Origin of the sequence: Bacillus sp. Root131, assembly GCF_001429475.1 — a bacterium.
GTDB lineage: Bacteria > Bacillota > Bacilli > Bacillales > Bacillaceae_G > Bacillus_A > Bacillus_A thuringiensis_S.
Map to the genome: position 1 here is coordinate 153,944 of NZ_LMJQ01000034.1, position 23,591 is coordinate 177,534.

The following is a 23,591-nucleotide window of genomic DNA, read 5'->3' on the forward strand; positions in this document are numbered from 1 at the left end:
TAATAATACAGATTTTTATGAGGAGGTCGGATTTTCTTGGAACGTCAATTTGAAATTGTCTCAGCGTATTCCCCGCAAGGTGATCAGCCGGTAGCTATAGAGAAGCTTGTAGAGGGAATTAATAGTGGAAAGAAAAAGCAAGTGTTGCTTGGAGCGACAGGAACGGGTAAGACATTTACGATTTCAAATGTCATTAAAGAAGTGCAAAAGCCAACACTTGTCATGGCTCACAATAAAACATTAGCAGGTCAGTTATATAGTGAGCTAAAAGACTTTTTCCCGAATAATGCAGTTGAATATTTTGTTAGTTATTACGATTATTATCAGCCAGAAGCGTATGTACCACAAACAGATACGTTTATTGAAAAGGACGCGCAGATTAATGATGAAATTGATAAATTGCGTCACTCGGCAACGTCTGCATTATTTGAACGGGACGATGTAATTATCGTTGCGAGTGTATCGTGTATATATGGTTTAGGTTCTCCTGAAGAATACCGCGAGTTAGTTGTGTCACTTCGAGTTGGTATGGAGAAGGGCCGCAATCAATTGCTTCGTGAACTTGTTGATGTACAGTATGGACGTAATGATATTGATTTCAAGCGTGGTACATTCCGTGTGCGCGGAGATGTAGTTGAAATCTTCCCAGCATCACTTGATGAGCATTGTATTCGGATTGAATTTTTCGGCGATGAAATTGATCGTATTCGTGAAGTAAATGCGTTAACAGGTGAAGTATTAGCAGAACGTGATCATGTAGCAATCTTCCCAGCATCTCACTTCGTTACACGTGAAGAGAAAATGAAGGTCGCTATTGAAAATATCGAAAAAGAATTAGAAGAGCGTTTAAAGGAATTAAATGATAACGGTAAGTTGCTAGAAGCACAGCGTATAGAGCAACGTACACGTTATGATTTAGAAATGATGCGCGAGATGGGCTTTTGTTCAGGGATTGAAAACTATTCCCGTCATTTAACACTTCGTCCAGCGGGTGCAACACCGTATACGTTATTGGACTATTTCCCGGAAGATTTCTTAATTGTTATGGATGAGTCGCACGTATCAGTGCCACAAGTAAGAGCGATGTATAACGGGGACCAAGCACGTAAGCAAGTGCTTGTGGATCATGGATTCCGTCTTCCGTCAGCTTTAGATAATAGACCGCTCATGTTTGATGAGTTTGAGGAGAAAACAAATCAAGTTATTTACGTTTCGGCGACGCCAGGACCGTACGAGTTAGAGCAGTCACCAGAAGTAATAGAACAAATTATTCGTCCAACAGGGCTTTTAGATCCACCAATCGATATACGACCTATTGAAGGTCAAATTGACGATCTATTAGGAGAGATTCAAGATCGTATTGCAAAAAATGAACGTGTACTAATTACGACTTTAACGAAGAAAATGTCAGAGGATTTAACGGATTACTTAAAAGATGTAGGAATTAAAGTGAACTATCTTCACTCTGAAATTAAAACGTTAGAACGTATTGAAATTATTCGTGACCTTCGCCTTGGTAAGTTTGATGTACTTGTCGGTATTAACTTATTACGAGAAGGATTAGATATTCCAGAAGTATCACTTGTAGCGATTTTAGATGCAGATAAGGAAGGGTTCTTGCGTTCAGAACGTTCGTTAATTCAAACGATTGGTCGTGCGGCGCGTAATGAAAACGGCCGCGTTATTATGTACGCAGATCGCATAACGAGATCGATGGGAATTGCGATTGAAGAAACGCAGCGTCGTCGTACTATACAAGAAGCTTACAATGAAGAGCATGGTATCACGCCGAAAACGATTCAAAAAGGCGTTCGTGATGTAATCCGTGCAACGACAGCGGCTGAAGAGACAGAAACATACGAAGCAACTCCAGCTAAGAAAATGACGAAAAAAGAGCGCGAAAAGACAATTGCGAAGATGGAAGCAGAGATGAAAGAAGCAGCAAAAGCGTTAGACTTCGAGCGTGCAGCTGAACTAAGAGATTTACTATTAGAATTAAAAGCGGAAGGGTGAAAAGAGTGAGTAAGAGCAAGGATTTTATCGTTGTAAAAGGTGCTAGAGCACATAACTTAAAAAATATTGATGTAACCATTCCGAGAAATCAGCTTGTTGTTGTAACGGGATTGTCTGGTTCGGGGAAATCATCATTAGCATTTGATACGATTTATGCAGAAGGGCAGCGCAGATATGTAGAATCGTTATCTGCGTATGCGCGCCAGTTTTTAGGACAAATGGATAAGCCGGATGTAGATACGATTGAAGGATTGTCACCAGCGATTTCAATCGATCAAAAAACGACGAGTCGTAATCCACGTTCAACTGTCGGAACAGTGACGGAGATTTATGATTATTTACGTTTATTATTTGCACGAATTGGTACGCCAATTTGTCCGAATCATGGGATTGAAATTACATCACAAACAGTCGAGCAGATGGTAGACCGTGTTCTTGAATATCCTGAGCGTACGAAATTACAAGTGTTAGCGCCTATCGTGTCTGGGCGTAAAGGAGCGCATGTGAAAGTACTTGAAGATATTAAGAAGCAAGGGTATGTTCGTGTACGTGTTGATGGTGAAATGCTTGATGTGTCTGAAGAGATTACGTTAGATAAAAATAAGAAGCATTCCATTGAAGTTGTAATTGACCGTATTGTTGTAAAAGAAGGAATCGCAAGCCGTCTTGCTGATTCACTTGAAAGTGCATTAAAGCTTGGCGGAGGCCGAGTGTTAATCGATGTAATGGGAGAAGAGGAACTTCTATTTAGTGAACATCATGCTTGTCCGCATTGTGGTTTTTCAATCGGAGAATTAGAGCCGCGTATGTTCTCATTCAACAGTCCGTTCGGAGCATGTCCTTCTTGTGATGGACTTGGTTCAAAGCTAGAGGTAGATTTAGAACTTGTTATTCCGAACTGGGATTTATCATTAAATGAACATGCGATTGCTCCATGGGAACCGACAAGCTCACAATATTACCCACAGCTTTTACAATCTGTATGTAATCATTACGGCGTTGATATGGATGTGCCTGTGAAAGATATACCGAAAGATTTATTTGATAAAGTGTTGTACGGAAGCGGTGAAGAGAAAGTTTATTTCCGCTATGTAAATGAATTTGGTCAAGTAAAGGAAAATGAGATTTTATTTGAAGGTGTTATTCCAAATATCGAACGTCGTTATCGTGAAACGAGTTCTGATTATGTCCGTGAGCAAATGGAAAAGTATATGGCAGAGCAAGCTTGTCCGAAGTGTAAAGGTGGACGCTTAAAGCCTGAGAGTTTAGCTGTTTTCGTTGGTGATAAAACGATTGCTGATGTAACGAAGTATTCTGTTCAAGAAGTACAGGAATTCTTCTCGAATGTGGAGCTAACGGAGAAACAACAAAAAATTGCTCATTTAATTTTAAGAGAAATCCAAGAGCGCGTTGGGTTCTTAGTGAACGTCGGTTTAGATTATTTAACGTTAAGTCGTGCCGCAGGAACTTTATCAGGTGGTGAGGCGCAGCGTATTCGTTTAGCGACGCAAATTGGTTCTCGTCTTACTGGCGTACTTTACATTCTTGATGAGCCTTCTATCGGTTTACATCAGCGCGATAACGATCGTCTTATTCGTACATTGCAAGAAATGCGCGATTTAGGTAATACATTAATCGTTGTTGAGCATGATGAAGATACAATGATGGCTGCTGATTATTTACTTGATATCGGACCGGGTGCAGGTATTCACGGTGGGCAAGTTGTATCGGCAGGGACACCAGCTGAAGTGATGCAAGATGATAATTCGTTAACAGGAAAATATTTAAGCGGTAAAGAGTTTATTCCAGTTCCACTTGAAAGACGTAAAGGTGACGGACGTAAAGTGGAGATTGTCGGCGCAAAAGAGAATAACTTAAAGAACGCGAAGATGTCATTCCCACTCGGTACGTTTGTAGCGGTAACAGGTGTATCTGGATCAGGTAAAAGTACGATGATTAATGAAGTACTATATAAATCGTTAGCGCAAAAGTTATATAAAGCGAAAGCGAAGCCAGGTACTCATAAAGAGATTAAAGGTCTTGAACATTTAGATAAAGTAATTGATATTGATCAATCGCCAATTGGTCGTACACCACGTTCTAATCCAGCGACGTACACAGGTGTATTCGATGATATTCGTGATGTGTTTGCACAAACGAACGAAGCTAAAGTGCGCGGATATCAAAAAGGACGTTTCAGCTTTAACGTAAAAGGTGGCCGTTGTGAAGCGTGCCGTGGAGATGGAATTATTAAAATCGAAATGCATTTCTTACCAGATGTGTATGTTCCGTGTGAAGTTTGTCACGGTAAACGATATAATCGTGAAACGTTAGAAGTGAAATATAAAGATAAGAATATTTCTGAAGTGTTAGGGATGACAATTGAAGATGGAGTAGAATTCTTCGCCAATATTCCTAAAATTAAGCGTAAACTTCAAACGCTTGTAGATGTTGGGCTTGGTTATATGAAATTAGGTCAACCAGCAACAACATTATCTGGTGGGGAAGCACAGCGTGTGAAATTAGCTTCTGAATTACACCGCCGTTCTACAGGTCGTACGTTATATATTTTAGATGAGCCAACGACTGGTTTACATGCGCATGATATTGCACGTCTTCTAGAAGTGCTGCAACGTCTTGTTGAGAGTGGTGAGACGGTACTTGTAATTGAACATAATTTAGATGTGATTAAAACAGCTGATTATATTGTTGACCTTGGACCAGAAGGCGGGGACAAAGGTGGACAAATCGTCGCTTCGGGAACGCCAGAGCAAGTAGTAAAAGAAGAGCGCTCGTATACTGGTAAGTATTTAAAAGAGATTTTAAATCGTGATAAAGCAAGAATGAAAGAGAAAATAAAAGAAGTAGAGTTATCGCAATAAGTTTATTGATGAAAACCGAGTGGAAATGACGCTCGGTTTTTATTGTATAGGGGGAGATGATGGAGTTTTTAGATGTGTTGCGAAAGAAGAATATGAAGGTAAGAAAGTTCCAAAAGTGGGGTGTATATTTTCGGAAGCGCTGGGAGAATAACTTTGCAAACCATTTAAGTGATGAAGAAAAAGAAGACATTTTTTTTTACGGAGATAAGTATGTATGTGGATATCTTTGGCACATATTTAGTTATGAGAAAAAGAAGTGCTTAGAAGGAATAGAAGCAGAGAGCGCGTTTCATAATGAAGTGAAAAAGGAGTGCTACATTTTCTACCAACACTGTGATGAGGTACTATTAATAAAGGATGCGAGTTTATTACATATGGATGATACATTGTGTGAGACAGATGATGCGTATAAAGGTGATATCTATATTGTAGATAAAGATTTCACTTGGACTTTTGTAAAAACTCATGAACATAGATGGTGTGGTCCCTATTTCACAAAGAAATGTTGGTAGGTATACAAGCGTGAAGAGTAGAATAAGTTGGTATAAGTATTTGTATGATACTTGCGTTTATTGTCTATTAGCGTATGATGAAATATATATGTTAAAAGGATGTGTAAGAAAATGAGATGGATTGTATCACTTCTTGTAAATAGCGTTGTGTTAATCGCTGTATCGGGACTTTTAAAAGGGATTGCACCAGACGCGTTTTACGTAGCGAATATACAAACTGCAATTATTGCGAGTATTATTTTGGCTGTTTTAAATGTGTTCGTAAAGCCGTTTTTAATTTTAATTACGCTACCAATTACTGTTGTAACTTTCGGCTTCTTCTTAATTGTTATTAATGCGATTACGTTAAAAATAGCAGATTCATTATTAGGAGATGCTTTTAATATATCAGGATTTGGTGTAGCGATTGTTGCGGCAATTTGTATTTCAATTTTTAATATGATTATTGAAAAGGTAATTGTGGAACCTCTATATGAAAAAAAGAGAAAATGACAAAAAGAAAAACATTTCATTATTCGTATGAAATGTTTTTTTCTATTTATCAGAAACCGTATTTCTTGTTTCCAGAAAAAAATGGTACAATATCCGGTAGAATGGAATTTTACATCAAACGAGACTGAACCCGCAGCGGAGTGGAGGTTTATACATATGCCAAAAGTAAGGACAAAAGATTTAATTGAACAATTTCAATTGGAGTTAATAAGTGGTGAGGAAGGAATTCATCGTCCGATTGATACAAGTGATTTATCACGACCTGGAATTGAAATGGCAGGATTCTTTACATATTATCCAGCTGATCGCGTGCAGCTTCTTGGAAAAACGGAGCTTACGTTCTTTGATACGTTAACGACAGAACAAAAACAAGAGAGAATGAAAGCGCTTTGTACCGAGGAGACGCCATGTATTATTATAACTCGTAATCAAGATGTACCAGATGAGTTATTACAAGCATCACGTGAATCAGGCATGCCTTTATTACGTTCTTCTCAAACGACAACGAGATTATCAAGTCGTTTAACCAATTATTTAGAAGGTAAGCTAGCACCAACAACTGCTGTTCATGGTGTATTAGTGGATATTTACGGTGTTGGTGTTTTAATTACAGGTCAAAGTGGTGTTGGTAAAAGTGAGACAGCTCTTGAACTTGTGAAGCGTGGCCATCGCCTTGTTGCGGATGATAGTGTAGAAATTCGCCAAGAAGATGAAGACACATTAGTAGGAAGCTCACCAGATTTAATTGAGCATTTATTAGAAATTCGTGGTCTAGGTATCATTAACGTTATGACGTTATTCGGTGCAGGGGCAGTGCGAAATTATAAGCGTATTACACTTGTTATTAATCTTGAAATTTGGGATCAAAAGAAAAATTATGATCGCTTAGGTCTTGATGAAGAGAAGATGAAAATTATTGATACAGAACTTACGAAGATTACACTTCCAGTTCGTCCTGGTCGAAACTTGGCTGTTATTATTGAAGTAGCAGCGATGAACTTCCGTTTAAAACGTATGGGAGTCAATGCAGCACAGCAGTTCTCAGAACGATTAATGAGTGCGATTGAGTTAGGGAATCAGGAGTAAACATTGGAGAGGGAGGTCATACATATGCTGTTAGGTTCTGTACCGCAGCTTGACCGCGTAGCTGTCCAACTTGGGCCGTTTCCTGTTTATTGGTACGGGATTATTATCGGTACAGGTGTGCTATTAGGTCTTTGGCTAGCAACTCGCGAGGGAGAAAGGCTAGGTATTCCAAAAGATACATTTGTTGACCTTGTATTAATTGCAGTACCGATCGCTATTCTATTTGCGAGAATGTATTATGTTATTTTTGAATGGGAATATTACGCGCAAAACCCGAGTCAAATTATTAATATTCGTCAAGGTGGCTTGGCGATTCATGGTGGTTTAATCGGAGCGGTTATTACCGGAATTCTTTTTGCAAAGCGACGCGGGGTTTCATTCTGGAAGTTGGCGGATATTGCTGCGCCAAGTATTTTACTAGGACAAGCAATTGGCCGATGGGGAAACTTTATGAACCAAGAGGCACATGGTGATGAAGTAACGAGACAGTTTTTAGAAGGTCTTCATTTACCAGATTTCATTATTAATCAAATGTATATTGAGGGTGTGTACTATCATCCGACGTTTTTATATGAATCATTATGGAATTTTGTAGGTGTAATTTTACTACTTGCATTAAGAAAAGTGAATTTACGCCGCGGGGAATTATTCTTCACATATTTAATTTGGTATTCAGTAGGACGCTTCTTCGTAGAAGGCTTACGTACAGATAGTTTAATGCTAGGACCACTTCGTATTGCACAAGTAATGTCAATTGGACTTGTTGTTATTTCTATTATTTTCATTATTGTGAGACGAAAAATGGGGCAAGCTGATAAAAGATATTCGGAAAATTAGAGAAAAGTAGCATCTTATTGTAAGATGCTGCTTCTTTCATATTCAGGAAAGCGAAAGGACTAAGGCAATGAGAATAAATACAGTGTTATTTGATTTAGATGGAACTTTAATTAATACAAACGAACTTATTATTTCTTCTTTTTTACATACTTTACATACATATTATCCAAATCAATATAAGCGTGAAGATGTGTTGCCATTTATCGGTCCATCTTTGCATGATACTTTCAGCAAGATTGATGAAAGTAAGGTTGAAGAGATGATTACAAGCTATCGCGAATTTAACCATGATCATCATGATGAATTAGTAGAAGAATATGAAACTGTATATGAAACAGTTCGAGAGTTGAAGAAGCAAGGTTATAAAGTTGGTATTGTTACAACGAAAGCGAGACAAACCGTTGAGATGGGATTACAGTTGTCAAAGCTTGATGAATTTTTTGATGTTGTCGTGACAATTGATGATGTAGAGCATGTGAAACCACATCCAGAGCCACTTCAAAAAGCGCTTGAATTATTAGATGCAAAACCAGAAGAGGCATTGATGGTTGGGGATAATCATCATGATATTGTCGGTGGTCAAAATGCGGGGACGAAAACAGCTGCGGTTTCATGGACGTTGAAAGGTAGAGCGTATTTAGAAGCTTACAAGCCGGACTTTATGCTAGATAAAATGAGTGATTTGCTACCGATTTTGTCTAATATGAACCGTTCATAAAGGTCCAAGTAAGTTAGTAGAGGAGCGAGCTAAGTGCGACGGACAACGCGCTATCCTGTTTCAGGAGGAAATTCATTATGGAATGTGTATAAAACAGTGTCTTTTTGGAAGGTAATGAAAAACTTTATTATTATCCAAATTGCGCGTTACACGCCATTTTTATCTGTGAAGAATTGGTTGTACCGTACTTTTTTACGGATGAAAGTAGGAAAGAAAACATCATTTGCACTTATGGTAATGCCGGATATTATGTTCCCAGAAAAGATAACTGTGGGAGAGAATTCGATTATTGGTTATAACACAACGCTTTTAGCACATGAATATTTAATTCGTGAATATCGACTTGGGGAAATCATCATTGGAAATGAAGTGATGATTGGAGCGAATGTAACAATATTACCAGGTGTGAAAATTGGAGATGGTGCGACTGTCTCAGCTGGCACACTTGTTCATAGAGATGTACCGAGCGGAGCTTTCGTAGGTGGAAATCCAATGCGTATTATTTATACGAAAGAGCAAATGACCGCAAGAGAAGGTTCATGGTGAAAATGTAACATTTCTCTTCTTTTTTTATGAATAAAAAGGAAATAATTGAGTAGAATATACTGTTTTGTTTTTTACGGAATCGTTTATACTTATAGATAGAAGAATGTGTGAACGAAGAAAACAAAAAACTGGAGGATATATGGGGAAAAATCAAAGAATATATAAGGAGAACGGACAAGTTATCTCTTTTAATCAGCTAGCGGACTTCTTTTATAAAAAAGGGATGAGAGCTTACAAAGGGCAAAAATTGCAAGATGCAATTAAATATTTTCGAAGAGCGGCACAAAGTGAGAAGGAGCCGTTTATTTTATGTCAATTAGCATCAGTATTATCTGAGGCTGGTGAATATCAAGAATCGAATCAAATCTTCTTAAAGTTAGTTAGATCTAATCCAGAACTTGAACAGTGCTATTATTTTATTGCAAATAATTATGCATATATGGGGTTATTTCAACAGGCGAAGAAATATGCGGATCGCTATTTAGAATTTGCAAAAGAGAAGGAATTCGTAGAAGATACATTAGAACTTCTTGAGATTATGGAAGAAGAAGCAATGGGTGCGGAAGAGATTGAAGATGAAGATGATTTAATTGTTATGCAGGAAGAAGCGAATCGTTATATTCGTAATGGACAATTGGAAGAAGCAATTGCTACATTAGAAATTGTTACGAAAGATTATCCGGAATTTTGGTCAGGTCATAATAATTTAGCCATTGCACATTTTCAATCTGGCAATGTAGACAAGGCACTGAAGTTAACAGAAATGATTTTAGAGAAAAATCCTGGTAATATACATGCGCTTTGTAATACGCTTATTTTTCTATATTCAATTGGAGAGCATAAACAAGTAGAAGCGTTAGCGGGACAGCTAGTTTCAGTATATCCGATTTCATTTGAACATCGTTTGAAACTGGGAACCACACTTGCAACGATTGGTTATTTCGAGCATGCATATAAATGGTTCAAATTATTAAAGCGTCAAGGATACGAGGGAGACGTTAGTTTTTATTATTGGTTTGCATATTCTGCTTATATGGTGAAAGATCAGCAACTAGCTGAAAAAATGTGGCAACATGTCGTGGAATTGCACCCTGATAAAAAAGGAAAAGAGCCCTGGAATGCGCTGAATTTAGCAGATGAAGGACAAAGTTTGCTATTTGAAGAATTACGAAAATCATTTCAGCAAAGTGCGACGTTAGAAGAACAAATGCTGGCTTTATATTTAATGAATGAATTGTCAACGCCGGAGAAGGTTGGATTCTTCTTTGATATAACGCAAGCGAAGAACGGTGTTCCCATCGTATCACAACTTGCAAATTACTTCTTTTTACTTAATAGTCATAAGAGTATTCCAGCTGATTTACAACAATTTGAGCAGTGCGTACGAATCGCGGATGCATTATACAATTATACGAAAAAAGATGATGAATTAATTGAAGAGTGTTTACACTTTTGGTTTTGTACGTTCATACGTTTATATACATCTGGAGATATATTTACAAATGTGTACGGCTGGTCAGCTGCGATTGAATACATTGTACGCGGCGAACAAGGAAATAAAATGACACAGTCGGAGCTTGGAGATGTATATAATGTATCTGTAGCGACTGTCCGAAAGTATGTGCAAGCTGTTAAGCGTACGCACACATAAGATAAGCAAATCATTGGGAAAAAAATGATGCTAACAGTATAATGAGGGTAACTTAATTGTGTAGGAATGGATAGGAGTGAATAGTGTGTCAGAAGAAAAAATTTATGATGTCGTTATTATTGGTGCAGGACCAGCTGGTATGACAGCTGCAGTATATACATCTCGTGCAAATTTAAGCACATTAATGCTTGAGCGTGGTATTCCAGGTGGCCAAATGGCAAACACAGAAGATGTAGAAAACTACCCAGGTTATGAGTCTATTTTAGGACCAGACTTATCAAATAAAATGTTTGAGCATGCGAAGAAATTTGGTGCTGAATATGCATACGGTGATGTGAAAGAAGTCATCGATGGTAAAGAATACAAAACAATTATTGCTGGTAAAAAAGAATATAAAGCACGTGCAATTATCGTTGCAAGCGGTGCAGAGTATAAAAAAATTGGTGTACCGGGTGAAACAGAACTTGGCGGCCGTGGTGTATCATATTGTGCAGTATGTGACGGGGCATTCTTTAAAGAAAAAGAACTTATCGTAATTGGCGGCGGAGATTCTGCTGTTGAAGAGGGTGTATTCTTAACGCGCTTTGCATCAAAAGTAACGATTGTTCACCGTCGTGACACGCTTCGTGCACAGAAAATTTTACAAGACCGTGCTTTCCAAAATGAAAAAGTAGATTTCATTTGGAACCATACTATAAAAGAAATCAACGAAGCAAGTGGTAAAGTAGGAAGTGTAACACTTGTTGACGTAAACAGTGGAGAAGAGAAAGAAGTCAAAACTGACGGCGTATTCGTATACATCGGTATGTTACCATTATCAAAACCATTTGTTGAACTAGGTATTACAAATGAAAATGGTTACCTTGAAACGAACGAACGTATGGAAACGAAAATTCCTGGTATTTTTGCAGCTGGTGATGTTCGTGAAAAAATGCTTCGTCAAATTGTAACTGCAACAGGTGACGGTAGTATTGCAGCACAAAGTGCTCAACATTACGTAGAAGAATTATTAGAGGAATTAAAAACTGTATCAGAAAAATAAGGGATAATATACCTTGTGAGAAGAAAGCTACCGACAGGAGCTTTCTTCTTTTTTTGTTTGAAAATGTCAAAGTTTTGTCAAAAAATATTAGGATTATAAGCTTTCTTATTGATATACTGGACTTTACGGAAAAAATCACTATAAGAAATGAGGAATTTATTCAGTATGGAATGGCGTAATATATATCGTGGATTTTGTATGGGCGTTAGTGATTTAATTCCTGGTGTGAGCGGCGGTACAATCGCTGTTGTGTTAGGGATTTATGAACAATTGCTTGCGGCAATTAGTGGATTCTTTAGTCGTGAATGGAAAAAACATTTAGGATTTTTAATTCCCCTTGCAGCTGGTGTGGCAACAGCATTTTTAACGTTAAGTCACGTTATTAAATATTTACTTGCAAATCATTATGAACCGACTCAATTTTTCTTCCTCGGTTTAATTATTAGTATATTACCGATGTTAATGAGAGAAGCTGATGCAAAGTCATCGTTTAAAGGTAAGCACATTGTTTTATTAATAGTTGCAGCAATTCTTGTTGCGATTACAGCTTTCTTTAAACCAGATAAGGCAGCAGATCCAATTACGACGTTAACAATTTTAAATGCAATTGGTTTATTTTTCGCAGGATGGATGGCTAGTATGGCCATGCTGCTTCCTGGGATTAGTGGATCGTTTATTTTATTAATTATTGGTGTGTATCCAACAGCAATTAACGCTTTAACTACACTTAATTTACCTTTAATCGTGGTTATCGGTGCTGGTGTTATGGTCGGATTTGTTGTAAGTAGTAAAGGCATTAGTTTTTTATTAGATCGTTATAAAAGTATGACATTTGCGGCAATTATTGGACTTGTAATCGGTTCGATTGTAATTGTGTTCCCTGGGATTCCGACTGGCGGATTTTCAATTATAAGTTCGATTATTACCTTTATTTTAGGATTTGCGATTGTTACTTATTTCGGTAAGAAATAAAGGCTTTAATCCCCTTGGCGATAAAAATCGTTAAGGGGATTTTTTATGCTATTCATTGAAAGTCTAAGCATTTACATTGCTTGTTATAGAAAGCTTTTTTAAAATTGTTGAGTAGCATATGCTTAACGAAAGAGGACTGGCTCCTTCGTTGTAGCAAACTGTTTTTGATAGTATAATGAAAGAAGTATGCAGTGAGGAATTTTACTGCAAGTAGCTGAGGTGAAGAAACATGCAAAGAGTGACAAACTGTGTGTTAATTAGAGATAATGAAGTACTCTTACTCCAAAAACCTCGCCGAAATTGGTGGGTTGCACCAGGCGGGAAAATGGAGCGTGGTGAGACTGTAAGAGATTCCGTTGTTCGCGAGTATCGTGAAGAAACAGGTATTTATTTGAAAAACCCAGCGTTAAAGGGGGTCTTCACCTTTGTCATCCAAGAAGGTGATAAAGTTGTTTCTGAATGGATGATGTTCTCCTTTTTAGCGACAGATTTTGCAGGAGAAAACAAACTAGAGAGCGAAGAAGGCATCATTGGTTGGCATACATTTGACAAAATTGATGATTTAGCAATGGCGCCAGGAGATTATCACATTATTGATTACTTAATTAAAGGAAATGGCATAATCTACGGTACATTTGTATATACCCCAGATTTTGAGTTGCTTTCATATCGATTAGATCCGAGTTAAACCGTCAAGGAGAGGATACGATGACAGAGAATAATGATATAAAAATGGTAATTATTACAGGGATGTCTGGAGCTGGAAAAACAGTAGCTTTACAAAGTTTTGAAGATTTAGGATATTTTTGTGTAGATAATTTGCCACCGATGTTATTGCCAAAGTTTATTGAACTTATGGCGGATTCAAAAGGGAAAATGAATAAAGTGGCACTTGGTATTGATTTACGTGGCCGCGAGTTTTTCGAACATTTATGGGGAGCGCTTGATGATTTATCAGAACGTACATGGATTATTCCTCATATTTTATTTTTAGATGCGAAAGATAGTACGCTTGTAACTCGTTATAAAGAAACGAGACGTTCGCATCCACTTGCACCAACTGGTTTGCCGTTAAAGGGAATCGAAGCAGAGCGCGATTTATTAACAGATATGAAGGCACGAGCGAATATTGTGCTTGATACATCGGATTTAAAACCGAAAGAATTACGTGAAAAAATTGTTCACTTGTTCTCAACAGAAACTGAGCAAGCATTTCGTGTAAATGTTATGTCATTTGGATTTAAGTACGGTATTCCAATTGATGCAGATTTAGTATTTGATGTTCGTTTTTTACCAAATCCATATTACATTCCACATATGAAGCCATTAACAGGACTAGATGAAGAAGTTTCTTCGTATGTACTGAAATTTAATGAGACACATAAGTTTTTAGAGAAGTTGACGGATCTGATTACTTTCATGTTGCCTCATTATAAAAGAGAAGGCAAAAGTCAACTTGTAATTGCAATTGGATGTACAGGTGGACAGCATCGTTCTGTTACGCTTACAGAATACCTTGGGAAACATTTGAAACCAGAGTATAGTGTTCATGTATCTCATCGTGATGTGGAGAAGAGAAAGGGCCATTAAGGGATGAAAAAAGAGAGAAAGCCTAAAATTGTTATCATGGGAGGCGGAACTGGACTCTCTGTTTTATTAAGAGGATTAAAGCAATATCCTGTTGATATTACAGCAGTTGTTACAATCGCTGATGATGGTGGCAGTTCAGGTAGATTACGTGATGAGCTAGAAATTCCACCTCCAGGTGACATCCGTAACGTACTTGTTGCGTTATCGGATGTAGAGCCACTGGTGGAAGCTTTATTTCAGCACCGTTTCACAACAGGGGACGGACTGAAAGGTCATGCGTTAGGAAATCTATTGTTGGCAGGTATGACCTCAATTACAGGAGACTTTTTCCATGCAATTACGGAAACAAGTAAAGTATTAAATGTCAGAGGACGTGTATTACCAGCAGCGAATCAAAGTGCGGTACTTCATGCGGAACTTGAAGATGGAGAAATTGTAACAGGCGAATCAAAGATTCCTTATTACGGAAAGAAGATTAATCGTGTCTTTTTAACTCCAGAAGATGTAGAGCCATTGCATGAAACCTTGGCTGAGATTAAACGAGCTGATTTACTCGTTTTCGGTCCAGGAAGTTTGTATACAAGTATATTACCCAACTTAGTTGTTAATAAAATTGGGGATGCTGTTCTTGCTGCAAAGGCGAAGAAGGTGTATGTATGTAACGTTATGACACAAGCGGGTGAAACGATGGGATATACTGCTTTTGATCATGTGCAGGCTTTACACGATCATTTAGGGCAACCATTTATTAATACTGCAATTGTAAATAACCGTGATATTCCTTGTGAATTACGTAAGTTATATGAGGAAGAAATGTCTACACCAGTTGTAGTGGATGAAGAACGTTTTGCTGAAAATAATATTGATGTCATTCAAGGTGGATTAGCGAAGTATGATGATCGTGTTGTAAGGCATGATACGTTAAAGTTAGCTTCGATTTTATATTCATTGTTATAAATATGCGTTGCCTCGTTTGAGGTAGCGCTCCTCATTCATATAGGACAAGAATTTTGTTCCATAATAATCGTATAAGGAGGTGTTGACTGTGTCATTTGCATCAGAAACAAAGAAAGAGCTGACGAACCTTGAAATGAAGGAATGCTGTGAAAAAGCTGAATTATCAGCGTTACTTCGAATGAATGGATCGCTTTCTTTTTCAAACCGTCGTCTATCTATTGATATTCAAACAGAAAATGCGGCAATTGCAAGAAGAATTTATACGCTTTTGAAAAAGGGATATGACGTAACGGTAGAATTGCTTGTTCGTAAAAAAATGCGATTGAAGAAAAATAATGTATATATCGTAAGGCTTGTTGAGAAGTCTCGCGAAATATTAGCCGATCTTCATATCGTGCGAGATGACTTTTCATTTATTCGAAATATATCACAAGAATTGATTGAGAAGAAGTGTTGTAAACGATCGTATTTACGCGGTGCATTTTTAGCAGGTGGTTCAGTAAATAACCCAGAAACATCATCTTATCATTTAGAGATCTTTTCGTTATATAAGGAACATAATGATGCTATATGTGAACTGATGAACGGATTTGATTTAAATAGTAAGACGCTGGAAAGAAGAAAAGGGTACATTACGTATTTGAAAGAAGCGGAGAAAATTACGGAATTTTTAAATATTATTGGTGCTCATAATGCGCTTTTAAGATTTGAAGATATTAGAATCGTACGTGATATGCGTAATTCCGTAAATCGTTTAGTGAACTGCGAAACAGCTAATTTAAATAAAACAATTGGTGCAGCGCTAAGGCAAATTGAAAATATCCGCTATATTGATGAGACGGTTGGTCTTGATATATTGCCAGATAAACTACGAGAAATTGCGCAGCTACGAAGAGATTATCAAGATGTAACATTGAAAGAGTTAGGTGAGATGGTATCCGGGGGGAAAATTAGTAAATCGGGTATTAATCATCGTTTGCGTAAAATCGATGAAATTGCAGAGAAATTACGCGCGGGGGAAACGGTAGCAAAAAAATAAGAGGTTAAAGGGGAAATGGAGCTGTGGTTCAAAAACGAGTTCAGGTTTCATTAAAAAACGGTTTACAAGCACGTCCGGCTGCGTTGTTTGTACAAGAGGCAAATCGCTTTCATGCAGATATCTTCATCGAGAAAGACGGAAAGACAGTAAATGCAAAGAGCATAATGGGGATTATGAGCTTAGCAATTGGAACTGGTAGCATGATAACAATTACAACAGAAGGTTCAGATGCAGAAGAGGCTTTAGAAGCATTAGCTGCATATGTACAATAAGAAGCTATCGCGTATATGCGATAGTTTTTTGTTTTGTTGTTTGTGCGGATTAGCGGGGAGGGGGTATGTAGTTGGTTTGTCCTTGTCGGAGATTGTCGGTAAATCGATATGTTGTGTCGAACCGTTGATATATTAAAAAAATCGTTGATATAATTTGAGTTTTGTTCGATATAATTGAAAAATCGTTGATATATTTAGAGGGATACTGGATAGGGTATACAGACGGAGGTATATGATAATAAAAAAGCGCCCAATTATAGGGCGCTTCCGCTTTTAGTTGTATCCAGCTCCAGCGGCTAGAATGGTCGGTGGCTTCGCTTCTTCCGCCGAGGTAAAAAGCACCTCTTTGTCAGAAGCTCCATCCTCCTCCCATTCTGAACGAGCCGCTTCCGCTTTTAGTATATCCAGCTCCAGCGGCTAGAATCTCCGGTCGTTTCGCCCTTCATTCGAGGCAAAAATCGCCCCTTCATTCGAGGCAAAAAGCGCCTCGGAATCAGGTGCTCCATCGCCCTGCGATTCTGAACGAGCCGCTTCCGCTTTTAGTTATTAACGATTTGTAAAGATCTTATCGATTAAACCGTATTCTAAAGCTTTTTCTGCTGTCATGAAGTTGTCGCGGTCTGTGTCGCGTTGTAGTACTTCAAGTGGTTGACCAGTGCGGTCAGCAAGAATTTGGTTTAGTTTTTCACGTAAGAATAGGATACGTTTTGCAGCGATTTCGATTTCAGTCGCTTGACCTTGTGCTCCACCAAGTGGTTGGTGAATCATTACTTCACTGTTTGGAAGTGCATAACGTTTTCCTTTTTCACCTGCTGCAAGTAAGAATGCACCCATAGATGCTGCCATACCGATACAGATTGTTGATACTTGTGGTTTAATAAACTGCATTGTATCATAGATTGCCATACCTGCTGTGATAGAACCACCAGGGCTGTTGATGTAGATGTGAATATCTTTTTCTGGATCTTGAGATTCCAAGAATAAAAGCTGGGAAACGATTGAGTTAGCTACGTTGTCATCAATTGCACTACCAAGCATAATGATGCGGTCTTTTAATAGTCGAGAGTAAATATCGTAAGCGCGTTCTCCACGATTTGTTTGTTCAATTACTGTAGGAATTAAATTCATCTGTTATTTCCTCCTTCTAAAGCTTTCTTAGTCTTATAATACAATTATGGTCAATAAAGGTCAAACGAAACCACTTTAAATCAAAAAAATATGTAGTTGTACCATGAAATATTCGCTATGTTTTCGAAATTCCCTGCTTATGTATCTTCAACATCATAACCGCATTACATAAATTTAAACGTTATGAAAACTGGAGAAAAAGGAAAAGAACGCTTGTTAACTGAAGCGTTCTTTCGATAATTAGTCTTTTAAAAGATAGGTAACTCTATTTAAAATCTTTTCGATTTGTTTCGCGTTTTTACTATACATTTCGCTTGCTGATTTCGACTTTGTTTCTAGAGAAAATAGTTCAAGATCAGCATGACATTTTTTTAAAGATGCTAATAATAAAGGCTTATTTTGAGGAGAAGGCATTTGTAGTTTGTCATTGTAAATGTCGATAGTAAGTTGTCCGTATGAATCTACTTGACCGAGAAAAACATTTTCGATAACAACACCGAGCTTTTCTAGTTCAGAGTGTAGCCAAGCGCGGTTATGCCCGCTTGCTGAAAGTGGTTCATCTAGTACATTTCCATCCATAATAACAGTTTGTGGTTCTTTTTCATTTGGCACTTTTAAACCGAGATCTTTTGCAGTAAGTGGCTGAGAATCTTTCTTTAATAATACATTTAATTCTCCGCTCGGTTCTAAGACAGCAAATTCGACTTCAGCTATACTGAATGCACCATTTCCTCTAAGAAGCTCAAGTAACTCATCACTTGTATATTTTTCTTTCTTTAAATTATCCTCAAGTACTTTTCCATCTTTTATTAACACTGTAGATTTTCCTTCAAAGAAATCTCTAGCAGTTTTGTTTTTCAAGGAAAGAATTCCGACGAAAAAAGGTACGGAGGCGAAAATAAGTATTGCAAAGACACCGTGGAAAAACTTTTGATCAAGCCCTGTAGCTATTTGAGCAGCGATATCACCGATTGTCATTCCCGCTATGTATTCAAAAAAGGAAAGCTGAGAGATTTGCCTTTTTCCTAAGCACTTTGTAATAGTGAATAAAATAATTAATATGAATACAGAGCGAAGGATGACAAGTGTCCATTCCGGTAGGTGAGACATAGTCATTTCCTCCAGTCTACTTAAAACCCTTTATATTGAGGTTCTTCACGTTCTAATACTGAAACTCTATCCTGTAAATCAGCGATGACACTGTCCATTTCTAACATACATTCATGAAATACGCGTTTAGCTTCATCGTCTGTAGAATTTAGTGAAAGGGAACTTAAGCTTGCTTGAGCGCCTCTTACACTAGCAAGGCAAGTTTTTACGCTAGCGATAACAGTCATATAAACACCTCTTATCCTTTCGGTTTAAATAACAATGCTCCAATGAAGCCGAAAATAATAGCTGCTGATACACCGGCGCTCGTTACTTTAAACATGCCGGTAATAACGCCAACGATGCCATGTTTTGCAGCTTCTTCCATTGCGCCATGAACGAGGGCATTACCAAAGCTTGTAATAGGTACAGTTGCCCCGGCTCCAGCGAAATCAATTAATGGCTCATACAAATTAAATCCATCTAATATAGCTCCAGCAACAACGAGTGTTGCCATTGTATGAGCGGGTGTTAGTTTGCCGACATCAAACATAAGTTGGCCGATTACACATATGAGTCCGCCAATGACGAAAGCCCAGAAAAAAATCATTGCGTTGCACCTCCAAATTCAATCGAAACGGCATGAGCGATACACGGAATCGTTTCTTCTTGTTGGAATGTAAGTGGAGATAGTAAAGCGCCTGTCGCAACGACAAGTATTTTTTTGAACTCTCCTCTTTTCATTCGGTTTAATAAATGACCGTACACGACTGTTGCGGAACATCCAGGCCCGCTAGCACCAGCTATGACAGGTTGTCCTTCTCTATAAATGATAATTCCGCAATCTTGAAATTGTTCGCTCGTTACTTTCGTTCCGTGTTTATGTAGTAAGTCATAAGCAATTTCGCGTCCTACATGTCCGAGATCGCCTGTTACGATTAAATCGTAGTAAGAGGCATCAATTTGGCGTTCACGTAAATGGGCTTCAATTGTATCAACTGCAGCTGGAGCCATTGCGCCTCCCATATTAAACGGATCCGTTAATCCCATATCAACCACTCGTCCGATTGTTGCAGAGGTTACCCTTGGACCGTGTCCAGTATCGCTTAAAATAGCGGCTCCTGCTCCGGTTACTGTCCACTGTGCAGTAGGCGGCTTTTGTCCACCGTATTCGGTAGGGTAGCGGAATTGTTTTTCTACAGCAGTATTATGGCTTGAAGCTCCAGTTAATAAATATTTTGCACCTTTTGCATTTACGATACTTGCCCCAAGTGCTAAACCTTCCATAGAAGTAGAACAAGCTCCGAATAATCCGAGATAAGGAGTGCCCAATGTGCGGCAAGCAAAGCTTGTAGGGGTAATTTGATTAATTAAATCTCCTGCGAGTACAAATTGAATATCATCTTTACGAAGTTCTGCTTTTTCAGTAGCGCGACTACAAGCTTCTTCGAATAAAATTTTATGTGCTTTTTCATAGGAATCTTGCCCGAGCCATAAATCTTCATGAAGGATATCGAAGTCTTCTGGGATGTTTCCCTTTGCTTCAAATGGTCCACCGACAACCCCTGTTGAGATAATGACTGGTTTGTTTTCAAATACCCACGTTCGGTGTCCTTGTAACATTTATAGCCCTCCCCATTGAACGAGAATCGTTTTAATAAGTGCGATGACAAAAGCCGAAAATACACCAAATAAAATAACAGAACCCGCTAGTTTAAACATATTGCCGCCAACGCCAAGGACAAATCCTTCCGTTCGATGCTCAATACATGCGGCAATAACAGAGTTACCAAATCCAGTAACAGGTACAGCTGTACCAGCACCAGCAAACTGTCCAAAACGATCGTATATACCAAATCCAGTTAGTAACATAGAAATGAAAATAAGAGTTGCGACGGTTGGATTTCCTGCCGAACGTTCAGTGAAATCAAAATATGTGATGTAAAAAGTAGAAATGAGTTGTCCGATGAAGCAAATAAAACCACCAACGAAAAAGGCTTTTATACAATTTTTTAAGACAGGTCGTTTCGGTTCGCGTTCTTGTTCGAATTTTTTATACTCCTGTTGTACAGGGGTTAAGTTTTTATCTTTACTAGACATTGCAATCCTTCCTTTTCTTTTAAAAAGCGTTAAGTGTTAGACTCCATTTTTTTACCAATGAGTTTTAATTGCTTATTAATCTCATCTTTAGATACTTTTTTTTCCTTAATCTTTCTTTCGAGCTTTTCGAGTAACATAAAGATTTTTTTATCTGTACTTACACGAACATCGAAAGTAGGGTGCTCATCACTTAGCTGCTTTTGAAGCTTTTTACGAAGCGGTTTTAATCCAAACCTTTCGTGATGCTCAGGTGTAACTGCTATGTAGAGATCTAAATTTGAATTCACTGCTGTGCTTTTTATAATTTCATCCATAGCGAGAGCTCTTTTCTTCGCTCCTTGTGATATAGATTGATTAAAGGATTCCGTACTCGTCTTTGTTAACTTTGGACCTTTTTCTTTCTCCGTTTGTTTTGCTTCTTCTTTCACTTTTTTATCTAAAGGACTATTATCACATCCGGTAAAAGAGCTAAATAGAAGTGCAAATAATGCGGTTATGAGGCCGAGTTTTCGCATAATTATCATTCCATTTCTATTGCAATATGTAATGTGATAGAAAAAGGATGACTGCATATCATCCTTTTTCTATTTCACAGCAAGATTGGTTCGTTATTGCTGTGAGTATTGTGGTTCTTCCTGTTGGACTTCTTCAACACGTGGGTTTAAAGAATCGATAATCGTTTGTGTTTGCTGCGCAGCTGTTTGAAAAAGTTGCTTAGCTTGTTGGTTATCCGTATCAAGAGCGAATCCCTCTAAGCTAGCTTGTGCACTTTTTAATCCAGAAACAGTTTGCTTTAGTTTCGTAATTACAGTCATTGAATGAAGCCCCCTTTGGAATATCAATTCATAGGTTATAATTTGTGAGTTGGGATGAATTTATGATTGGAAAATTTAGGGGTTGAATAGATTTTATATGCTTTTAGCTAAGATGTATAAGGTATTACGGGGATATTTTTATTGATTTAGATGGATTTTATTGCTATTATTATGAGAAGAAAATGAAGTGTTTTCTATAATCATGCGCCCATAGCTCAGTCGGATAGAGCGGTGGTTTCCGGTACCACGTCTGTCGGGGGTTCGAATCCCTCTGGGCGCGTCAAAAAGTCCTAACTTACGTTTTGTAGGTTAGGACTTTTTTTATTTCCCTCTTGTTATATCTGATAATAAGATTTACTATTAGTACTTGATAATAATTTTTATAACTTATTATTTTCTTTCAATATTATTCAAATTTCGGTTGTAAGTTGTAAATATCATTAATACATATAAATTAATAATATTTTGGAATGGGCGTCTGCGTGAGGATTCTCCTTTTACCAAACTTATTGTACAATAGAAACAAGGGGGAGATTAGTTTGAAGGCAAGTCTTTTACAAGAACAAAGCTTACGTTTGGCAATGACACAAGAGTTAAGGCAAGCGATTACAATGCTTCAGTATAATGTACAAGAATTATCGGAGTTTTTGTATGAGCAATCGTTAGAGAATCCCCTTATTGAGTTAGGTGGTTTTGAGAGGGAGAAGAAAAAGAGCTCTAACAACAGTAAAAGTACCAGCAAACAAGTCGAGAATCAGATGGAAATCTACAGTGTGGATTCTACAACGATTCAGCAACATTTATTAAATCAAATACAGTATTATAAAATAGATGAAGAAGAGCGGAAAGTGGCTTCTTTCATTATTATGAACATGGATGGAAACGGGTATTTACAAGAAACGAATGAAGAGTTAGCAGAGCTCCTTTCTGCGCATATTCATGTAGTTGACCGCTCTGTAGAGCTTGTCCAATCACTGGAGCCAGCAGGGGTAGGGGCGCGTAATATTCAGGAATGTTTAACCTTACAATTGAAGCGCTTACAAAGAAGGGATGGATTAGCGGAAGATATTGTAGAGGAGCACTTTGCTTATTTCGTGAAGAAGGATTGGCGAAAGCTCGTTCATGTGCTGAAGTGTAGTAATGAAGAATTACAATCGGCGGTGAACTGTATTACATCATTGCAGCCGAAACCGGGCCTTGCGTATTCTTCGGATAAACCACTGTATATTGTGCCTGACATGGCAGTGAAAAAAGAAGGCGATCGCCTCGTTTTACAGATGAATGAGAGAAATATGCCGAGAATTGAAATTCACTCTGAGTACAGTGCGCTTCTTAATAATAGTGAAAGTGAAGTAGCATCTTACGTTTCAGAAAAGTATCAGCATGTGCAATGGATTATGCGCAGTTTGAAACAGAGAAAACAAACACTTCTGCAAGTGATGACGATTATTATGGAAAAACAACGTGATTTCTTTTGGGAAGGTCCAGCGTATTTGAAGCCGCTCGCTTTAAAAGAGGTGGCGGAAGAGCTAAGTGTGCATGAGTCTACGATTAGTCGTGCAACAAGAAATAAGTATGTGCAAACGCCACACGGTTTATTTGAGATGAAATCGTTCTTTAGTAATGCAGTTTCGACGACAGAGGATGAGGCAGTTTCAACGAAGCGAGTGAAACAGTTTATTCAAACGCTTGTGGAAGCAGAGAATAAGAAAAAGCCACTCTCAGATCAAAAGATTTCAAAATTATTAGAAGAAGAGCATGAAATTGTTATTTCTCGAAGAACGGTGGCGAAGTATAGAGAACAAATGCATATCCCAGCTTCGTCATTGCGAAAAACAATCGGATAGGTG

Annotated in this window: 25 protein-coding genes and 1 tRNA gene; 18 read left to right on the forward strand and 8 right to left on the reverse strand. The window is 38.0% G+C overall.

The window, feature by feature from the left end; all coding sequences use genetic code 11:
• Nucleotides 1-36 precede the first annotated feature (36 nt).
• The 16 genes from uvrB (at nt 37) to ASE54_RS27765 (ending at nt 16,609) form a co-directional block, all read left to right on the forward strand.
• Entirely contained in the window at nt 37-2,013 is a 1,977-nt protein-coding gene (uvrB, locus tag ASE54_RS27690) for an excinuclease ABC subunit B (protein WP_000441066.1), read from the forward strand.
• Nucleotides 2,014-2,018: 5 nt separating this feature from the next.
• Nucleotides 2,019-4,895 carry an excinuclease ABC subunit UvrA gene (gene uvrA / locus ASE54_RS27695; protein ID WP_000045589.1) on the forward strand — a complete coding sequence of 959 codons (2,877 nt, stop codon included), beginning with the start codon at nt 2,019-2,021 and terminating at the stop codon, nt 4,893-4,895.
• A gap of 59 nt (nt 4,896-4,954) precedes the next feature.
• Nucleotides 4,955-5,407 carry a DUF4275 family protein gene (locus tag ASE54_RS27700; protein WP_000394721.1) on the forward strand — a complete coding sequence of 151 codons (453 nt, stop codon included), beginning with the start codon at nt 4,955-4,957 and terminating at the stop codon, nt 5,405-5,407.
• 111 nt (nt 5,408-5,518) lie between these two features.
• A complete protein-coding gene (locus ASE54_RS27705) occupies nt 5,519-5,899 on the forward strand; it encodes a phage holin family protein (protein ID WP_001267311.1) in 381 nt (126 codons plus the stop codon).
• A gap of 156 nt (nt 5,900-6,055) precedes the next feature.
• On the forward strand, nt 6,056-6,985 hold the full coding sequence (gene hprK, locus ASE54_RS27710; protein WP_001127251.1) for an HPr(Ser) kinase/phosphatase: 930 nt from the start codon (nt 6,056-6,058) through the stop codon (nt 6,983-6,985).
• 24 nt (nt 6,986-7,009) lie between these two features.
• Nucleotides 7,010-7,822, forward strand: coding sequence for a prolipoprotein diacylglyceryl transferase (lgt, locus tag ASE54_RS27715; protein ID WP_000924241.1), 813 nt, complete (start codon nt 7,010-7,012; stop codon nt 7,820-7,822).
• 67 nt (nt 7,823-7,889) lie between these two features.
• Entirely contained in the window at nt 7,890-8,540 is a 651-nt protein-coding gene (gene ppaX, locus ASE54_RS27720; protein ID WP_003256046.1) for a pyrophosphatase PpaX, read from the forward strand.
• A 33-nt stretch (nt 8,541-8,573) separates the two neighbouring features.
• The gene (locus tag ASE54_RS27725; protein WP_001255086.1) at nt 8,574-9,086 is read left to right on the forward strand and encodes a DapH/DapD/GlmU-related protein; all 513 of its coding nucleotides are present in this window, start codon (nt 8,574-8,576) and stop codon (nt 9,084-9,086) included.
• Nucleotides 9,087-9,225: 139 nt separating this feature from the next.
• Nucleotides 9,226-10,737 carry a tetratricopeptide repeat protein gene (locus tag ASE54_RS27730; protein WP_000517718.1) on the forward strand — a complete coding sequence of 504 codons (1,512 nt, stop codon included), beginning with the start codon at nt 9,226-9,228 and terminating at the stop codon, nt 10,735-10,737.
• Between the two features lie 85 nt (nt 10,738-10,822).
• Nucleotides 10,823-11,779, forward strand: a complete 957-nt coding sequence (gene trxB, locus ASE54_RS27735) for a thioredoxin-disulfide reductase (protein WP_001288077.1) — start codon at nt 10,823-10,825, stop codon at nt 11,777-11,779.
• A gap of 165 nt (nt 11,780-11,944) precedes the next feature.
• Nucleotides 11,945-12,751: a DUF368 domain-containing protein gene (locus tag ASE54_RS27740; RefSeq protein ID WP_000455207.1), complete on the forward strand. Its 807-nt coding sequence runs from the start codon at nt 11,945-11,947 to the stop codon at nt 12,749-12,751.
• Between the two features lie 229 nt (nt 12,752-12,980).
• Nucleotides 12,981-13,439, forward strand: a complete 459-nt coding sequence (locus ASE54_RS27745) for an 8-oxo-dGTP diphosphatase (RefSeq protein ID WP_001190080.1) — start codon at nt 12,981-12,983, stop codon at nt 13,437-13,439.
• 20 nt (nt 13,440-13,459) lie between these two features.
• Nucleotides 13,460-14,341, forward strand: a complete 882-nt coding sequence (gene rapZ / locus ASE54_RS27750) for an RNase adapter RapZ (RefSeq protein WP_000138458.1) — start codon at nt 13,460-13,462, stop codon at nt 14,339-14,341.
• A gap of 3 nt (nt 14,342-14,344) precedes the next feature.
• Nucleotides 14,345-15,298 carry a YvcK family protein gene (locus tag ASE54_RS27755; RefSeq protein WP_000712185.1) on the forward strand — a complete coding sequence of 318 codons (954 nt, stop codon included), beginning with the start codon at nt 14,345-14,347 and terminating at the stop codon, nt 15,296-15,298.
• An 88-nt stretch (nt 15,299-15,386) separates the two neighbouring features.
• Nucleotides 15,387-16,337 (forward strand): DNA-binding protein WhiA, encoded by a 951-nt coding sequence (whiA, locus tag ASE54_RS27760; protein ID WP_000006563.1) that lies wholly within the window; start codon nt 15,387-15,389, stop codon nt 16,335-16,337.
• A 23-nt stretch (nt 16,338-16,360) separates the two neighbouring features.
• On the forward strand, nt 16,361-16,609 hold the full coding sequence (locus ASE54_RS27765) for an HPr family phosphocarrier protein (protein ID WP_000250307.1): 249 nt from the start codon (nt 16,361-16,363) through the stop codon (nt 16,607-16,609).
• A 546-nt stretch (nt 16,610-17,155) separates the two neighbouring features.
• Here the strand turns inward: ASE54_RS27765 and clpP are convergent.
• From clpP to ASE54_RS27805, 8 genes are all read right to left on the reverse strand, one after another.
• Nucleotides 17,156-17,737: an ATP-dependent Clp endopeptidase proteolytic subunit ClpP gene (gene clpP / locus ASE54_RS27770; RefSeq protein WP_001049162.1), complete on the reverse strand. Its 582-nt coding sequence runs from the start codon at nt 17,735-17,737 to the stop codon at nt 17,156-17,158.
• A gap of 240 nt (nt 17,738-17,977) precedes the next feature.
• Nucleotides 17,978-18,847, reverse strand: coding sequence for a DUF421 domain-containing protein (locus ASE54_RS27775; RefSeq protein ID WP_000018932.1), 870 nt, complete (start codon nt 18,845-18,847; stop codon nt 17,978-17,980).
• A gap of 20 nt (nt 18,848-18,867) precedes the next feature.
• Nucleotides 18,868-19,074, reverse strand: coding sequence for a DUF1657 domain-containing protein (locus ASE54_RS27780; protein ID WP_000215916.1), 207 nt, complete (start codon nt 19,072-19,074; stop codon nt 18,868-18,870).
• Between the two features lie 11 nt (nt 19,075-19,085).
• A complete protein-coding gene (gene spoVAE / locus ASE54_RS27785) occupies nt 19,086-19,436 on the reverse strand; it encodes a stage V sporulation protein AE (RefSeq protein ID WP_000575919.1) in 351 nt (116 codons plus the stop codon).
• Nucleotides 19,433-20,449 carry a stage V sporulation protein AD gene (spoVAD, locus tag ASE54_RS27790; protein WP_000938972.1) on the reverse strand — a complete coding sequence of 339 codons (1,017 nt, stop codon included), beginning with the start codon at nt 20,447-20,449 and terminating at the stop codon, nt 19,433-19,435. The genes spoVAE and spoVAD overlap by 4 nt, the downstream gene beginning before the upstream one ends.
• Nucleotides 20,450-20,926 (reverse strand): stage V sporulation protein AC, encoded by a 477-nt coding sequence (gene spoVAC / locus ASE54_RS27795; protein WP_000095399.1) that lies wholly within the window; start codon nt 20,924-20,926, stop codon nt 20,450-20,452.
• A 29-nt stretch (nt 20,927-20,955) separates the two neighbouring features.
• Nucleotides 20,956-21,441, reverse strand: coding sequence for a YhcN/YlaJ family sporulation lipoprotein (locus ASE54_RS27800; protein ID WP_001228537.1), 486 nt, complete (start codon nt 21,439-21,441; stop codon nt 20,956-20,958).
• A 93-nt stretch (nt 21,442-21,534) separates the two neighbouring features.
• Nucleotides 21,535-21,741, reverse strand: coding sequence for a DUF1657 domain-containing protein (locus ASE54_RS27805; protein ID WP_000216166.1), 207 nt, complete (start codon nt 21,739-21,741; stop codon nt 21,535-21,537).
• 204 nt (nt 21,742-21,945) lie between these two features.
• Here ASE54_RS27805 and ASE54_RS27810 point away from each other — a divergent pair.
• A tRNA-Arg gene (locus ASE54_RS27810) sits at nt 21,946-22,021 on the forward strand.
• Between the two features lie 259 nt (nt 22,022-22,280).
• Entirely contained in the window at nt 22,281-23,588 is a 1,308-nt protein-coding gene (gene rpoN / locus ASE54_RS27815) for an RNA polymerase factor sigma-54 (RefSeq protein ID WP_000647951.1), read from the forward strand.
• Nucleotides 23,589-23,591 lie beyond the last annotated feature (3 nt).

Coding starts and splice junctions, on each gene's coding strand:
- ASE54_RS27730 (WP_000517718.1), top strand. CDS start 9,226: ATGGGGAAAAATCAAAGAATATATAAGGAGAACGGACAAGTTATCTCT.
- spoVAD (WP_000938972.1), bottom strand. CDS start 20,449: ATGTTACAAGGACACCGAACGTGGGTATTTGAAAACAAACCAGTCATT.
- ASE54_RS27755 (WP_000712185.1), top strand. CDS start 14,345: ATGAAAAAAGAGAGAAAGCCTAAAATTGTTATCATGGGAGGCGGAACT.
- ASE54_RS27780 (WP_000215916.1), bottom strand. CDS start 19,074: ATGACTGTTATCGCTAGCGTAAAAACTTGCCTTGCTAGTGTAAGAGGC.
- ASE54_RS27775 (WP_000018932.1), bottom strand. CDS start 18,847: ATGTCTCACCTACCGGAATGGACACTTGTCATCCTTCGCTCTGTATTC.
- spoVAC (WP_000095399.1), bottom strand. CDS start 20,926: ATGTCTAGTAAAGATAAAAACTTAACCCCTGTACAACAGGAGTATAAA.
- ppaX (WP_003256046.1), top strand. CDS start 7,890: ATGAGAATAAATACAGTGTTATTTGATTTAGATGGAACTTTAATTAAT.
- spoVAE (WP_000575919.1), bottom strand. CDS start 19,436: ATGATTTTTTTCTGGGCTTTCGTCATTGGCGGACTCATATGTGTAATC.
- ASE54_RS27805 (WP_000216166.1), bottom strand. CDS start 21,741: ATGACTGTAATTACGAAACTAAAGCAAACTGTTTCTGGATTAAAAAGT.
- ASE54_RS27745 (WP_001190080.1), top strand. CDS start 12,981: ATGCAAAGAGTGACAAACTGTGTGTTAATTAGAGATAATGAAGTACTC.
- ASE54_RS27705 (WP_001267311.1), top strand. CDS start 5,519: ATGAGATGGATTGTATCACTTCTTGTAAATAGCGTTGTGTTAATCGCT.
- lgt (WP_000924241.1), top strand. CDS start 7,010: ATGCTGTTAGGTTCTGTACCGCAGCTTGACCGCGTAGCTGTCCAACTT.
- ASE54_RS27740 (WP_000455207.1), top strand. CDS start 11,945: ATGGAATGGCGTAATATATATCGTGGATTTTGTATGGGCGTTAGTGAT.
- ASE54_RS27700 (WP_000394721.1), top strand. CDS start 4,955: ATGGAGTTTTTAGATGTGTTGCGAAAGAAGAATATGAAGGTAAGAAAG.
- hprK (WP_001127251.1), top strand. CDS start 6,056: ATGCCAAAAGTAAGGACAAAAGATTTAATTGAACAATTTCAATTGGAG.
- rapZ (WP_000138458.1), top strand. CDS start 13,460: ATGACAGAGAATAATGATATAAAAATGGTAATTATTACAGGGATGTCT.
- ASE54_RS27800 (WP_001228537.1), bottom strand. CDS start 21,441: ATGCGAAAACTCGGCCTCATAACCGCATTATTTGCACTTCTATTTAGC.
- clpP (WP_001049162.1), bottom strand. CDS start 17,737: ATGAATTTAATTCCTACAGTAATTGAACAAACAAATCGTGGAGAACGC.